The 15,086-nt window shown below is 63.2% G+C and carries 10 protein-coding genes and 1 pseudogene; 1 reads left to right on the top strand and 10 read right to left on the bottom strand.

Translation table 11 applies throughout. The features are described 5' to 3' along the window. Positions 1-84 precede the first annotated feature (84 nt). The 8 genes and pseudogenes from hutG to GH665_RS26000 all read right to left on the bottom strand — a co-directional run bounded on the left by hutG (position 85) and on the right by GH665_RS26000 (position 11,403). Complete coding sequence (gene hutG / locus GH665_RS26035; protein ID WP_153140145.1) at positions 85-1,083, bottom strand: formimidoylglutamase; 999 nt, start codon at positions 1,081-1,083, stop codon at positions 85-87. After that, positions 1,080-1,856, bottom strand: coding sequence for an amino acid ABC transporter ATP-binding protein (locus GH665_RS26030; RefSeq protein WP_153140144.1), 777 nt, complete (start codon positions 1,854-1,856; stop codon positions 1,080-1,082). Before GH665_RS26030 ends, hutG begins: the two co-directional genes overlap by 4 nt. After that, complete coding sequence (locus GH665_RS26025; protein WP_153140143.1) at positions 1,853-2,521, bottom strand: amino acid ABC transporter permease; 669 nt, start codon at positions 2,519-2,521, stop codon at positions 1,853-1,855. The genes GH665_RS26030 and GH665_RS26025 overlap by 4 nt, the downstream gene beginning before the upstream one ends. A 17-nt stretch (positions 2,522-2,538) precedes the next feature. Next, a complete protein-coding gene (locus GH665_RS26020; protein WP_153140142.1) occupies positions 2,539-3,294 on the bottom strand; it encodes a transporter substrate-binding domain-containing protein in 756 nt (251 codons plus the stop codon). A gap of 92 nt (positions 3,295-3,386) precedes the next feature. Further along, a complete protein-coding gene (locus GH665_RS26015) occupies positions 3,387-4,136 on the bottom strand; it encodes an IclR family transcriptional regulator (protein WP_153140141.1) in 750 nt (249 codons plus the stop codon). 202 nt (positions 4,137-4,338) lie between these two features. Then, entirely contained in the window at positions 4,339-5,229 is an 891-nt protein-coding gene (locus tag GH665_RS26010; protein WP_153140140.1) for a transglutaminase family protein, read from the bottom strand. Next, a complete protein-coding gene (locus GH665_RS26005) occupies positions 5,226-7,862 on the bottom strand; it encodes a circularly permuted type 2 ATP-grasp protein (RefSeq protein ID WP_153140139.1) in 2,637 nt (878 codons plus the stop codon). Before GH665_RS26005 ends, GH665_RS26010 begins: the two co-directional genes overlap by 4 nt. 47 nt (positions 7,863-7,909) lie before the next feature. Continuing rightward, positions 7,910-11,403 (bottom strand): annotated as a pseudogene (locus GH665_RS26000) (transglutaminase family protein). A gap of 323 nt (positions 11,404-11,726) precedes the next feature. Between GH665_RS26000 and GH665_RS25995 the strand changes: the two are divergent. Continuing rightward, positions 11,727-12,830, top strand: a complete 1,104-nt coding sequence (locus tag GH665_RS25995) for a zinc-binding metallopeptidase family protein (RefSeq protein WP_153140138.1) — start codon at positions 11,727-11,729, stop codon at positions 12,828-12,830. Between the two features lie 91 nt (positions 12,831-12,921). Here the strand turns inward: GH665_RS25995 and GH665_RS25990 are convergent, their stop codons facing one another. Both GH665_RS25990 and GH665_RS25985 read right to left on the bottom strand, forming a co-directional pair. Beyond that, positions 12,922-14,196, bottom strand: coding sequence for a DUF3443 domain-containing protein (locus GH665_RS25990; protein ID WP_153140137.1), 1,275 nt, complete (start codon positions 14,194-14,196; stop codon positions 12,922-12,924). 11 nt (positions 14,197-14,207) lie between these two features. Beyond that, on the bottom strand, positions 14,208-14,657 hold the full coding sequence (locus tag GH665_RS25985; protein ID WP_153142302.1) for a DUF2844 domain-containing protein: 450 nt from the start codon (positions 14,655-14,657) through the stop codon (positions 14,208-14,210). Positions 14,658-15,086 lie beyond the last annotated feature (429 nt).

The following is a 15,086-nucleotide window of genomic DNA, read 5'->3' as shown; positions in this document are numbered from 1 at the left end:
AAAACGGCTCACTGGAGTAATCCGGTGAGCCGTTCTGTTTTGCGAACTGCTTCGCCCCCACGCATTGCTGCACGGTGCGGTGTGTTAAAGCAACCGATAAGCCAGTCGCGCCGCCGCCCTCGCCGTGCGCTTGTCCTGATCGAGCGACGGGTTGTACTCCGCGATATCCGCCGCCCGCAGCTTGCCCGACGTACGCACGCGCAGCACCATTGCTTCGACTACCGACAGCGGCACGCCTAACGCAGCCGGTGCCGATACGCCAGGCGCGGTGGCAGCCGGGAGCACGTCGAGATCGATTGTCAGATAGACATCGTCCGCTGCATCCAGCAACTGCTGGAGATCATTCAGACGCTGCGGCAATTGCGGTTCCTGCATGTCGATGTCGAGCACGTAGTGCACGCCAAGTTCTTCTGCATGGGCAAACAGCGAAGCGGTATTGCCCAGATCGCTGATACCGAAGCACGCGTAGTTGAACGGCACGCCGCGCTCGGCGCAGTCGTTCGCGATCTGATCGAACGGCGTGCCCGAATTGGCGGGCCGCTTCTGGCGCAGATCGAAGTGCGCGTCGAAGTTGATGATAAGCAGTTTGCGCGTGGCCATTGAAGTGACCGATGCAGCGGCCACGCGATCCTGATGCAAGCGCAAACCGCTATACGTCCCCCACGCGACCTCATGACCGCCGCCGAACACCAAAGGCCGGGCGCCGGCCGCGAGCACGTCGCTTATCACGCTCGCGAGTTCCGCCTGCGCGCCTTCGAGGTCGCCGTCGTCGCACACCACATCGCCCGCATCGGCAAGCATCGCCATCGAAGTCTTCGCCGGCAGGCCGGCCAGAACCCGGCGCAATTCCTTCGGCGCATGTGCCGCGCCGGTACGCCCCTGATTGCGCCGCACGCCTTCGTCGGAGCCAAAACCGACAATCACCGGCACATCGTTTTCAACCTTCAGTGCGCCATGAAGACCCTCTTCATGCACCGGCGCGCCGCCAAACGCCACCACCTGATTGAAAATACGCCGGGTGTCGCCAGGCTCACCGTCGTCGGAACGGCCAATCCACACCTTGTCGTCGAATGGAACTCTCATGCGCGTGACAACACCGCCTGCAAGAAAGCCCGCGTGCGCGGCTGCGACGGCGCCGAGAAAATCTCGGCAGGCGGTCCAGCCTCGACGATTACGCCGCCGTCCATCACCACCACCACGTCGGCGACTTCTTTCGCGAAACCCATCTCGTGCGTGACGACCACCATCGTCATGCCTTCGCTCGCGAGCAACTTCATGACCTGCAGCACTTCGCCGACCAGCTCGGGATCGAGTGCGGAAGTCGGCTCGTCGAACAACATCACGCGCGGCTGCATCGCCAGCGCGCGAGCAATGGCAACGCGTTGTTTCTGACCGCCCGACAGACTCGCCGGCATCACATGTGCCTTGTGGGCAAGCCCGACCTTTTCCAGCAACGCGGTTGCAGTCGCTTCGGCTTCGGCCTTACTGGCGCCACGCAGCATCCGCGGACCCACCGTGATGTTGTGCAGCACCGACAGATGCGGAAACAGATTGAACGACTGAAACACCATGCCCACTTCAGTGCGCAGCGCATTCAGCGAGCGCTCCTTGAGCATCGCCCCATTGTCCACGAGACGATGCCCGCAGATATCGATCGTGCCGCCTTCCGCCTCTTCGAGCCCGTTGCAGCAACGCAGGAAGGTACTCTTGCCCGAGCCGCTCGGCCCGATCACGACCACTACCTGCTGCGGCTGAATGTCGAAATCGATACCGTTAAGCACGGTGTGCGAGCCGAACGATTTGGTCAGCCCACGAATGCTGACGATAGGTTCATCCACTTTGGCCACGGTATTCATTGCACCATTCCTCCTGCACGCAAGCGGCGCTCCACACGATGCAGCGCGTAATTGGTCGCCTGCGTCAACACCAGATAGACCAGCGCGATGGCCAGATACACCTCGAGCGAACGGTACGACACGCTAATGATCTTCTGGCCTTCATGCATCAGATCGTCGATAGTCAGCAGCGACACCAGCGCCGAATTCTTGATCAGCGCGATGAACTCGTTGCCGAGCGGCGGGATCATCCGCACGATCGCCTGCGGCAGAATGATCGCGCGCATGGCCTGCCCGGACGACATGCCGATCGAACGCGCCGCTTCCATCTGGCCGCGATCCACCGACTGAATCGCACCGCGCACGATCTCCGATACGTAGGCCGCCGAGTACAGGCCGAGTCCCAGCATCCCGCACACGAAAGCCGGCAACAGAATGCCGAATTGCGGCAAGCCGAAGAACAGCAGGAAGAGTTGCACGAGCAGCGGCGTGCCGCGGAAAAACGTGAGGTACGCGGTACACAAGCCGTACACGATGCGCCGCTGCGGCGTAAGCCGGCCGATACCGATCAACAGGCCCAGCACGCAGCTCAGGCCGAGCGCGGCGGCGGTCACTTCGACCGTCACCAGCGCGCCATGCATGATGTCCGGCCAGCCGGCGATCACCGGCGAAAAATCGAGTTCCATTATGTCTGCTCAGCCGGTTATTGCGCGGTGGCGCCGAACCACTTCTTGACGATCGCCGCGTAGGTGCCGTCGGCCTTGATCTTCGCCAGCGCCGTGTTGAATGCGGCCTTCAGTTGCGGCTCGTCCTTGCGCACGGCAATGCCGTAGGCTTCAGTGGTCAGCTGTTTGTCGAGCACGCGGAAACCGCTGCGCGTCTTCACGAATTGATAGGCGGCGGGCTTGCCGGTCACGGCAGCATCGGCGCGGCCAATGCCGACCAGGTCGAACATTTCCTGATTCTTCTCGACTTCGACGCGGTTGATCTGCGGGTAGTTGTCACGCAGGAAGCCGACCGACTTCGTGCCCACCTGGACCGACACTTTCTTGCCGTTCAGGTCGGCGATGGACTTGATGGGCGAATCGGCTTTCACCAGTGCGACGAGACCACCTGCGTAGTACGAATCGGTGAAGTCGATCACTTTCGCGCGCTCGTCGGTGATATAGATGCCGGAGATCGCCGCGTCGAAACGATGCGCGATCAAGCCCGGAACCAGGCCCTTGAAGTCGATATCGGTCCATTGCACGCGCTTGCCCATGGCTTTCGCGAGCGCATTCATCATGTCGACGTCAAAGCCGGTGCGGGCGCCGTTTTCGGTGTATTCCATCGGCGGGAAGGTCGCGTCGGTGGCGACGTTCAGCACATCCGCTGTTTGTGCGGACGCCGCGCCGGAAAAGCCGGCAAACGTCACCGCAAAGGTGACGCATGCGAGGGACAACAGTCGATTCAGTTTCATGGGAGGGCTCCTGGTGGTTCGTTCAGCTCGTTCGCTTCGTTCAGTTCGTTCGGTATCCAGATCGAATCCCGGCCGCGGGCGGCCTTGCCCGATCAATCGGTTTGCATATGCTCGGAAATAGCGCGGGCCGTACGTAGCGTCCCGTCGATGAATTGGCTTTCGCGGCCGATGGCACGCGTGGACGGCGCCATCAGCGTGATCGACGCGCTGCTGCCCGCGCCGCGTCCGCTGCGATGAAAGATTGGGGCGCTCACGCCCCACACGCCCGGATCGACCTCGCTGTCGCTAACGGCGTAGCCTTGAGCGCGAATCTGTTCGAGTTCGGCTTCGATCGCGGCGCGGCCGGCGGGATCGGTGTCGAACACGCTATCGAGCACTTCGGTGCGCGCCTTGTCGGCCATGAACGCCAGCAGCGATTTCGCGGAAGCGCCGGCTTTCAGCGGCACGGCGCGGCCTTTTTCGAACGAGCAGCGCAACGAGTGCTGGCTATCGACCATTTCCAGGCACATCACCTGATGCTTGACCGCCACCACGAGCCCGATACTTTCTTGCGAGGCGCGCGCCAGTTGCTGCATTTCGCTGCGGCTCGCTTCGACGAGCAACGAATTCACATCGAAACCGAGCGCAAGTTGCAAGCTGATCGGCCCAGGTGCGTAATGGCCCGCGTTTTCAGCGACAAAACCCCAGCGCTTGAGCAAGGCGATCTGCCGGTACAGCGTGCTTTGCGCGAGACCGGTGACCGCGAGCAGATCCTTGACCGACATGGCCTTGCCGTGACTGGCGAGTGCCGCCAGCACCAGCAGCACGCGTTCAGCTCCTGTCACACCCTGTTCCGCGTTCACGATGAAAACTACCCACAATGAATAACGGACTCAGAATGCCAGAACATTCTCGAATTTCAAAAAATTGATTCCCATTGAATGGGAATGACAGGCGAGGGTTTTCCCCGAAAGTGGGATAAAAGAGGCGTGCCGAGGCGCGCGCAGCGCACGTGAAGCGAATCTGTCTGACGGGAAAGGGGCTTGCTGAAGGGTTAAAAGGTGTTCAAAGCGCCAGCACCGTCACCCCTACTTCCACCCGATGCGCACCACCGCCCAGAATCATCCCGCGCAGCAAGGACACGTCGCTGTAATCGCGCCCGATCGCGAGCGTCACGTGGTCCATATCGGCGAGCACGTCATTGGTGGGATCGAGATCGACCCAGCCGCTTCCCGGGCAATACACCGACACCCACGCATGCGAGGCATCCGCGCCAATCAGGCGGGGTTGCCCAGGCGGCGGATCGTTGCGCAGATAACCGCTCACGTAGCGCGCCGGCAAACCCAGCGAGCGCAGGCAGCCGATCATCACCTGCGCGAAGTCCTGGCACACCCCGCTCTTCAATTCGAAGGCACGCTCGGCCGGCGTATCGAACATGGTCGCCGAAGGCTTGTACTCGAAGTCTTCGTGAATCCGGTGCATCAGATCGATCGCACCCGCGACGATCGGCATGCCGCGCGGAAAGCTCGGCAGCGCATAAGCGCGCAGCGACGGCCGCGGCACGATATTCGGCGACGCAAAGCAGAACTCCACCTCGGGGCGGAACTCGCCGCCGACACAAAAACGCAGCGCGTCCGCCACTTCTGCCCATTCCGGCGTCTCTTCGGGGTCGAGATCGGTCCAGCGCGGCATCAGCGCCACCGTGGTTTCGCTAACGAGCTGCAAGCGTTCGTGCGGGGCGTCCAGCGCGAAATACAGCACGTCGTTGCCGAATGCATCGATACGGCTGGTCTGATACGACGGTTCGGGGTCGATCTTTTCGCTGTGCGAGACCACACGCTGCCACGCACAGGCGATCGGCCGGATCGTCGCGAGATGCTGCGCGGTCTCCACATACGTGGAATAGTGATAGGTCGTGCGATGCGAAACGGACAACACGGTCGGCGCGTTCTTCATGACCACACCTGCGAAGCGACCGTGCTGGCATGACTGAAATAGCGCGCGCTGATCTCATGCGCGGCCGCGCCGACATAGCCGCCAATCAGATCGCACACCGCAATCAACTCGGCATATGAACCGTTTTCGTCGACTTCGCACAGCGATTCGAGCGTCGGCAACGAAGCGGCAGGCGGCATCAATTCCGCGAACGGACGATGCCGCATGCTGCCCGCAGCCACGGCGATCTCGTCGAGTTTTTTGCGCAGGCGCTCATACACACCGTAGATGCCGCGCGGATTGGTCGGCTCGATCACCAGCAGATCGAGCAGCGCCGGCACTTCGAAACGGCCCGGATACAGCGCGCGATAGGTCAGCGTGCTGTCGAACAGTTGCAGCAGCAGATCGAACCCGGCCGGCGTCGCGAGCTGGCCTTTGTCGGCAACCACGCGCAGGAACGATGTCATCGTCCACACGCGTTCGATGTGCCGCCCAACGAATAACAGACGCCACGCTTCGTCGCGTGTCATGCGGTCGCCTTGCGCGCCGCTGATCGCCGACAATTGCACCGACAGGCGTTCGAGCGCATTCATCAACGTCACGCGGTCATAGCGATCGTAACGCTCGCCACGCTCCGCACGGCCATTCCCATTTCCCTGACCGTTACCGTTCGAACCCGCGCCCGGCATCAAGGTCTGCAACGCGTCGCGGAAATCGTTGCGCGCCGCGAGGATCGTGCGCCAGTGATCGTTCGACAACCGCCCACGCACTTCGCCGTTCGAACGCGCCTGCCACGCGAGGTTCTGGCCGATGCTCGTCGGGCCGGTGCTCTCGCTCAGATTCGCGACTAAAGCACGCTCGAACACTTGCGGCGAGTTCGGCGCAAACATATCGCCCGACTGCACGAGACCGCAATGCATGGCGAGTTCCACCAGCGTGGGGAACATCGCGTCGGCGTCGTTGCCTTCCAGCGAGCCGAGAATCAGGCGCAACAACCGCACATTGTTTTCGGCGCGCTCGCCATAACGCCCGGCCCAGAACAGATTTTCGGCCGCGCGGCTCGACACGGTGCGATGCTTGCGCGCGAGATCGGCGGGTTGCATCGGCGAAGGCAGTAGCGTGAAGGTCGAAGTCGGCTGACTCGACAGCACCCATGTATCGACGCTGCTGCCGCCGTATTGCATCGACACCGTCGCGTGACGCTCGGCGGCCACGCGCGTGAAACCGCCGGGCATCACGTGCCAGCCGCCGTTCACGTCGGCAATCGCGTAGACGCGCAGCACCGACGGACGGCGCCCCACCGTGCCGTCTTCGTAACGCGGGGTGCAGGAAAAGCGCTGCGGCTGCTGGATCGTATAGGCGTCGGGCATTGCCTCGATGCGCTCACGCCACGTCGAAAGACGCTGCCGGCCCTGCTCGATCCCCGGCGGCGCATCGCGTGGCGCGACCGGCCAGGTGGGCACAATGAACGCCTCGTCCAGACGCGCGAATGCGTGCTCGCGCGCCGCCTTTTCACCGCACCACCAGGTGGCCACGCTCGGCAGCACCAGGTCCTCGTCGAGCAGGACTTCGGCGATGCCCGGCAAAAAACCATGCAAGGCCGCCGATTCGACAAAGCCCGACCCCGGCACGTTCGAGACGATGACATTGCCCGCGCGCATCACCTGCAACAGACCCGGCACGCCGATGCTCGAGTCCGCGCGCAATTCGACCGGATCGCAGAATGCATCGTCCAGACGGCGCAGCACCACGTGCACCCGTTCGAGACCGGCGAGCGTCTTCAGATACAGCATGTCGTCGCGCACCGTCAGGTCCTTGCCTTCGACCAGCGTAACGCCGAGATAGCGCGCGAGAAACACGTGCTCGAAGTAAGTCTCGCTAAACGGCCCGGGCGTGAGCAACGCGATATGCGGCGAAGCGTCGGCGCCTGAACTGTCGGGCTGCATGGTGGCTTGCGCGGCCTGCACGAGTGTTGCGATCAGTTGCGAATAGGTCGGCGCGAGCCGGCTCACATGCATCGCGCGGAACGGATCGGCGAACAGGGCCGACACGATCAGCCGGTTTTCAAGCGCATAGCCGAGGCCCGACGGCGCTTCGGTGCGATGCGCCATAACCGTCCACTGACCGCCGGGCGTACGCGCCAGATCGACGGCGACCACCTGCAGATACTGCCCGCCAGGCGGCGTAAAACCCTTCACGGAACGCAGATAGCCGGGATGCCCGAACACCAGCGCAGGCGGCAACTGCCCACGCTCGAGCAGGCGCTGCGGCCCATAAATATCGGCGACGATCGCATTGAGCAGATGCGCGCGCTGCGTCACGCCACGCTCGATATGCGCCCACTCGGCCTCACTGATCAGGAACGGCAGCAGGTCGAGCGCCCACGGCCGCGGCTCGCCGTTGTCCGCGTAGACGTTGTAGCTGATGTCGTTGTCGCGGATCTGCTGCGCGATCGACGCGCGGTGATCCTCCAGGCGAGCGATGCCGTCTTCGCCGAGCCGTTCGAAGAATTGCCGCCACGGTTCGCGCAACGCGCCTGAAGCGTCGCGTAACTCGTCCCAATGTCCCTCGTAGGCCGGCAACAGCCGCAATAAGGACGAAGCGTCCGCGCGCGCCGCGGACGCTTCGAAGGGAAAAGTCGATTGAAAGGCCAAGGTCGTGTCGTTCTTAAAAGTTTGCCGTCGCGTTTCAGTCTACCAGGTTACCAGTAGCGCAGGTCCAACGTAAACGGAAACTCGAGGCTGCGCTGCGGCATCCCGACCGTGAGCGGCCCCGGTGTGTGGCCGGATGCGAAGAAGCGCGCGCGCCGCCGGCTTTCCGCCTCGTAAGCATTCACCGGGAAGGTCTCGTAGTTGCGCCCGCCCGGATGAGCGACATGATACTGGCATCCGCCAACCGAACGGCCTGTCCATGTATCGACCAGATCGAAGGTGAGCGGCGCATCCACGCCGATGGTCGGATGCAGCGCCGACGGTTGCGACCACGCGCGAAAACGCACGCCGGCCACATATTCGCTGACGCGGCCCGTCGGCTGCAGGGGCACCGGCACGCCGTTCACGGTCAGCACATGACGGTTGTCGTTCAAACCGAGCGCACGCACCTCGAGCCGTTCCACGGACGAATCCACATAACGTACCGTTCCGCCTGGCGAGCCCTCTTCGCCCATCACGTGCCAGGGTTCGAGCGCGTTGCGGATGGTCAGCGAAACGCCGTTCACCGTGGTCTCGCCGACCAGCGGGAAACGGAATTCGAAGTGCGGCGCGAACCAGCTGCTTTCGAAGGCGAAACCCGCCTGGTTGAGTTCGCCGAGCACATCGTCGAAATCCATCCTGGCGAAGGTGCCGAGCAGGAAGCGGTCATGCAACTCCGTGCCCCAACGGGTGAGCCGCTGCGTATACGGCGTGTGCCAGAAGCGCGCCACCAGCGCGCGCAGCAGCAACTGCTGCACGAGACTCATGCGTGCATGCGGCGGCATTTCGAAACCACGCAACTCGAGCAGGCCGAGGCGGCCGGTCGGACCATCGGGCGAATAGAGTTTGTCGATGCAAAACTCGGCGCGGTGCGTATTGCCCGTCACGTCGATCAGGATGTTGCGCAACGAGCGGTCGATCATCCACGCCGGCAGATTGGCGCTGTCGCGGCCGCCGAGCAGATCGATCTGCCGCTGCAACTCGCGGAACGCGACTTCAAGCTCATACACCTGATCGTTGCGCGCCTCGTCGACGCGCGGCGCCTGACTGGTCGGCCCAATGAACAGCCCCGAAAACAGATACGACAGCGACGGATGGTTGTGCCAATACGCGATCAGGCTCGCCAGCAGATCGGGACGGCGCAGGAACGGACTATCGGCAGGCGTCGCGCCGCCGAGCACGAAGTGATTGCCGCCGCCGGTTCCGGTATGCCGGCCGTCGGTCATGAACTTCTCGCTGCTCAGATAGCTTTCGGCCGCGGACTGATACAGATACTCCGTGTTGTCGACCAGTTGCGCCCAGCTCGAAGCCGGATGAATGTTCACCTCGATCACACCCGGGTCCGGCGTCACCTGCAGGACACACAGGCGCGCATCGCGCGGCGGCGGATAGCCTTCGAGCACCACCTGCATCCGCAATTCGGCCGCCGTCGCTTCAATCGCCGCGAGCAGGTCGAGATAGTCGTCGAGCTCGGTGAGCGGCGGCATGAACACATGCAGCAGCGAGCGGCCGCTGCCGAACGCCGCGGTTTCCGCCTTCGGACCCGCGGCGCGTTTCGGGTCGCGTGCCTCGACGCAGATCGCCGTACGCAGCGTCTCTTTCGACGACTGCCCGCGCGCCGGCGCCTCACCGTCGCCCGGTTGCGGGGCAAAGGCCAGCACGCCGCCGCCGGGCATGCCGCTCAGCAAATCCGCCGCAGACGACGACAACGCCGCCACGCGCCGCGCATCGGCGGTGCTCAGGGTGCGGCGGGGCTCAACGTCGCCGTCGCTGCCGCTTTCGTACTGCATGCGCAATTGCGCGGCCGAACGCAACGGCACCGGCGGTGCAAACGGATCGTGTGCGTGCTGATACGGATAGTCGGTCTTCGACACCCACGGCAGCGAATCCAGCGGCAGGCGGTAACCCATCGGCGAATCGCCGGGAATCAGGAACATGCGTTCGTCGCGGAAGAACCAGCGGCCGCTGACCCACTTCGGCGCCTCGTTCGGCACGTCGCGTTCGCGCGCGAGCGGCAGCACATAGCCGGTCGCGCCGCCCAGCCCCGCATCGAACACGCGCCGCAAACGCACGCGCTCCAGTTCGTCGTCGAGGCGCGCATCGAGCGGATCGACGTTGACCGGCAGACGGCGCTCGCGCCACAGGTAGTACCAGACGTCTTCGAAACCGGGCTGGATGTGGTCTTTATCGAGCGCCAGCCGGGTCGCCAGATGGGAGAGGAAACGTTGCGCGTCGTCAGCCGTGTAGGTGCCCGGCTCGCGTTCGTCGGCGAACAGCGTCGGGTCCTGCCAGCATGGTTCGCCATCGGCGCGCCAGTATAGCGACATCGCCCAGCGCGGCAACTGTTCGCCCGGATACCACTTGCCCTGGCCGATATGCAGGAAGCCGTTTGCGCCGTAGCGCGAGCGCAGCTTGTCCATCAGCGCGACCGCGTAGCCGCGTTTGGTGGGGCCGAGCGCGTCGGTGTTCCATTCAGCGGCGTCGCGGTCGCGCACCGACACGAAAGTCGGCTCGCCGCCCATCGTCAGGCGCACGTCCATTTCCGACAGGCGCTGATCGACCTGCGCGCCCATTTTCAGCACGTCGTTCCACACCGCTTCGCTGAACGGTTTGGTGACGCGCGGCGTCTCCAGTACCCGTTCAATCGACATGGTGTGCTCGAACTCGACTTCGGATTCGTCGACCGCGCCGGAGATCGGCGCCGCGCTGCCGGGCTCGGGGTGCAGGCGACCGGAATATGGCCCTCTCCGGCCAGCAGGCCGGAGGTCGGATCGAAGCCGACCCAGCCCGCGCCCGGCAGGTACACCTCGCACCATGCGTGCAGGTCGGTGAAGTCGACTTCGGTGCCGCTCGGACCGTCGATGGATTTGACATCGGGCGCGAGTTGCAGCAGATAGCCGGAAACAAAGCGCGCCGCCAGCCCCAGTTGCCGGAGCGTCTCGACCAGCAGCCAGCCCGAATCGCGGCACGAACCCGCGGCGCTCACGAGCGTTTCCTCGGGCGTCTGCACGCCGGGTTCCATGCGGATCAGGTAGCGGATCTCGCGTTGCAGCCGCTGATTCAGTGCCACGAGAAAGTCGGCGGTGCCCATCGGCGTGCGGTCGATACTCGCGACAAACTCGGCAAAACGCGGCGTCATGGGCCGCTTGATCAGGTATGGTGCGAGTTCCAGTTCGAGGCCGGGCGCATACTCGAACGGGAACTGTTCCGCCGACGGTTCGAGAAAGAAGTCGAACGGGTTATAGACCGCCATCTCGGCGACCAGATCCACGGTCACCTTGAATTCGCGCGTCTTCTCGGGAAACACCAGACGCGCCTGATAGTTGGCGAAGGCGTCCTGCTGCCAGTTGATGAAGTGCTCGGCCGGTTCGACCCGCATCGAATAAGACAGAATCGGGGTCCGGCAATGCGGCGCAGGCCTGAGACGCACGACCTGAGGCGACAGCGCAACCAGCCGGTCGTAGCGGTAATGTGTGACATGATTCAACGCGACGCGTATGGACACACCAGACTCCTGGACAAAGGAAGGCAGCCCGCCAAAAAGCAAGCTTCATGCCGTTTATAGAACAAGCGCGAAAAAGCGCGTGAACCGCCTGTACCGCCCGGACTACCGCCTGCTGCGAAGTTTGCCGCGCCGGCCGATCGTCCGGTCGATCGATCAGCGCGCCTTTCCCCAGCCTTTTCGACTGCCACGCACCAAAGCGGCGCAGCGCCGATGCACGATCATGCACGTAATGTGCGTTAAACCAGTGACGTCTGGCAAATGCGGCATGAAGATTGCGCATTGCTTTCGCCCCATCACTGCCACCCATCACCCGGGCCCGATCGATGAGAACCTTCCACTGCAATCGCTGCACGCACCTCGTGTTCTATGAAAACGTCCGATGTGAACGGTGCGAGTCCCTGCTTGGATATGTACCTGAACTGGCCGAAATCAGCGCCTTCGAAGAAGCCGGTGAAGGGCTTTGGCGCAGTCTGCATCCGCGTGCCGGGGACGCACTGTTCCGCCAGTGCCACAACTATGCGGTCGAAAACGTCTGCAACTGGATGATCCCTGCCGACTCGCCGGACACGCTGTGCCGCGCCTGCCAGCTCACACGCACGATTCCGAATCTGGGCGTGCCGGACAACCGGCTCTACTGGTACCGGCTGGAAATGGCAAAGCGGCGTCTGCTGTACACGCTGGCCGCGCTCAGCCTCGACGTGCCGTCGCATCAGAGCGATCCGGAGCATGGCCTCGCATTCGAGTTTCTCGAGGAGAGCGGCGAAGGTGCGCCGGTCATGACCGGCCATGACGACGGCCTCATCACGCTGAACATCGCCGAAGCCGACGACGCCTACCGCGAAAAGGTCCGCAGCGCGATGGGCGAACCTTACCGCACGCTGCTCGGCCACTTCCGCCACGAGACCGGCCACTACTACTTCAGCCAGCTGGTGCAGAACGACCCGCGCTGGCTCACGCCCTTCCGCAAGCTATTCGGCGACGAGCGCGCCGATTATGGCGAGGCGCTGACGGCGTACTACCGCGACGGCGCGCCGGCGGACTGGCAGGCGTCCTTCATCAGCGCCTATGCAACGATGCATCCCTGGGAAGATTGGGCGGAGACGTGGGCGCACTACCTGCTGATCGTCGACGTGCTCGATACCTCGACCTCGTACGGCCTCGCCCTGTTACCCGACGACCCGAGCGAGCCGACGCTGACCGACCGCACGCCCGTGGAAGACGCGAGCTTCGAGAATCTGATGAAGCGCTGGTTTCCGCTCACCTATGCGTTGAACAGCCTGAACCGCAGCCTCGGCATGCCCGACGGTTATCCGTTCACGCTGGCCTCGCCGGTGGTGGACAAGCTGCGGTTCGTGCATCGGGTGATTGCGGCGGCCGGCGATAAAACGCCGCTGCGCCAACCCGCAAAAAAGCCCGCTGCCGAATAATCCGGCAGCGGGCTTCGTTTCATCGACGCCGGGCCTTGTTATCGTCCGTCGCCCAGTACGTGGCCGCCCTGCGCGGCCTCAATACGCCACCTCAATACGCCACATAAGGGCCCGCGCCGCCAGGCGTCGCCTGTTGCTCCACAGCGGCATACACATTACGGCCGTAGAAGAACGGCAGGCCCCAGTCGAAAACCGACGACTTCACAAACGCCGGCCCCGCCAGCAGCGGCAACGCCGAATCGCCGCTGTACGTCTGCGAAATCGAATTGGCATTGCCGACACTGAAGTTCACCGTGCTCGTCGTGCCGTTCACCCCCTGAATCATGGCGCTCAACGATTGCGTCGACCCCGGACAGTAGTACGCGTTGTTAGGGCTCGAGCAGGCCGGCATGGCACTCGTCTGGAAGAACAGGCCTGTCGAGCCGCTATCCAGAATACTGCTCGAATACGTCGTGCCGTTCTGCACTGTCGTGAAGGTGCCGCTCGACGGGCTCACACCGATCACCTGCGCACTGCCTAGCGAATTGTTGCTCTGCGTGCCGATGCCGAACACCAGTTGCCCACTCACCGTCTGCGCGCCGCCCGCCACCATCGGCAGGCTCAACATCGAACCGTTGTTGTCGGTGGCAAAGTACGGAATCGGATTGGCGACCTGCAGCGCTTCGGCGAGCGGGATCGACGTGCATGCCGTGCCGTTGCAACCGTAGTATGTCCCGGCTACAGCCTGCTGCACGCAGTTCGCGCCGCAGTCATGCTTGAATACGCCGATACCCAGGATGCCGTTGGCCTGCAACGAAGCCGGCGTGTTGCGCGATGCACCGTAAGTCGCGCAGTCGGACGGCAGCGAAGCGTAGTTCGGATCGATCACCTGGACCGGCAGCGAGGCCGCTTTTTCGCCGGCGATCTGCAGGTCGGCGAGCTTCACCGAACCCCATGTGTAGCCGTCGAAAAACTCCATGCATTCGGCAACCAGATTGCCCGAGCCGTCCTTCTGTTGCGGCAGCGTCATCGACGCGGGCAATTGCGAGGCAAATATGCGCACGCCCCACGAGCCGGTATCCACCAGCATGTGATCGATGGTTTGGCACTGGCTGGTGCCAGGCACACAAATCGTGACGCTGACGAACGGCATGTTCGGCACGTTGCTCACGCCTGAGTCGACCGTCACGCGCACGGCGTTGGCGGCAATCACCTGCGGTGAAGGCGAAGTATTGGTGACGGTGGGACCAGCCGAAAGGCTCGTGCCACTGGAACTCGCCGTGGAACCGGAGCCGCTGGAGCCGCCACCCCCGCCGCCGCAGGCACTGACGAGCAACGCGAGCAGCGCCGCGCACAACAAGGTCACAAACGAAGACGTATGACGCATGATCCGCTCCGTTATTGAATGACGCTGACATCGACGCCCGCGGGCATCGCTTGCGGCAGATAGGCATAACCGGCGAACGCGCGCAGGTGGCCACCCGAGTACACCACCAGGTCGCTGCTGGACACCGCTAGCGGCGTGCCGCGGCGGGTTGCAGTAGCGGCGACGTACTGGTCGAACGAAGCGCCCAGCACGGACTTCAGATCCGGCAGCGTCGGGCCTTCCCACGCGACACCGAACACGATGCCGTTGGGCGCGACGTACTCGCGCACCAGCGTGCCGGACGGCATCGTAATCAGGTGTACCGAATACGCGCTTTGAGCGGTGGCCGTATGAGCCACGGCGTGAAGGCGCGTCAGATCGCTGTCGACAGTGCTGACGTTCTGACCAAGCGTGGCGTGTGCGGCAAACGACAGCGCGCAGCCGGCCCCGAGCATTGCGCAAGCAATGCCTGTAGAGAGCATCGGTTTCAAGAGATTTCCTTCGAGGTGAAACGCTCGTGACCGGCAGGTGAGCCGATCGCGAACGGGAATTCAGGGGCGCACTCCGAGCCGGCGGTGCCGGTATGGCATTCACACCGGTTGGGTTGCGTGAATGCGTCTACGGAATGGCGGCGCGAAACTTTAGGCAGCGCGAAGCGGCGCGGCAATCGTTTGCGGGATGATTTAAACCTTCGGCGAGCACACTGCCGTTCGAACCTGTTTGATCAATGCAGACCGGATCGCCAAGTGGCGGTGCTCAGACGCCTATTTTTCCGATGCAAGCTGTTTAAAGCGAACACATGCAAAAAATAACAGGGCCACAGCAGAAAAATATCAATGCGTGCCGCATGAGGCGAACGATGTAAGTGAACACTGAATAATTCACCTCGATCAACCTGTTTCCTCTGATAA

Source organism: Paraburkholderia agricolaris (assembly GCF_009455635.1).
GTDB classification, from domain to species: Bacteria; Pseudomonadota; Gammaproteobacteria; order Burkholderiales; family Burkholderiaceae; genus Paraburkholderia; species Paraburkholderia agricolaris.
The sequence above is the reverse complement of the archived record's forward strand: the minus strand, read 5'-3'. Positions and strand labels throughout refer to the sequence as shown.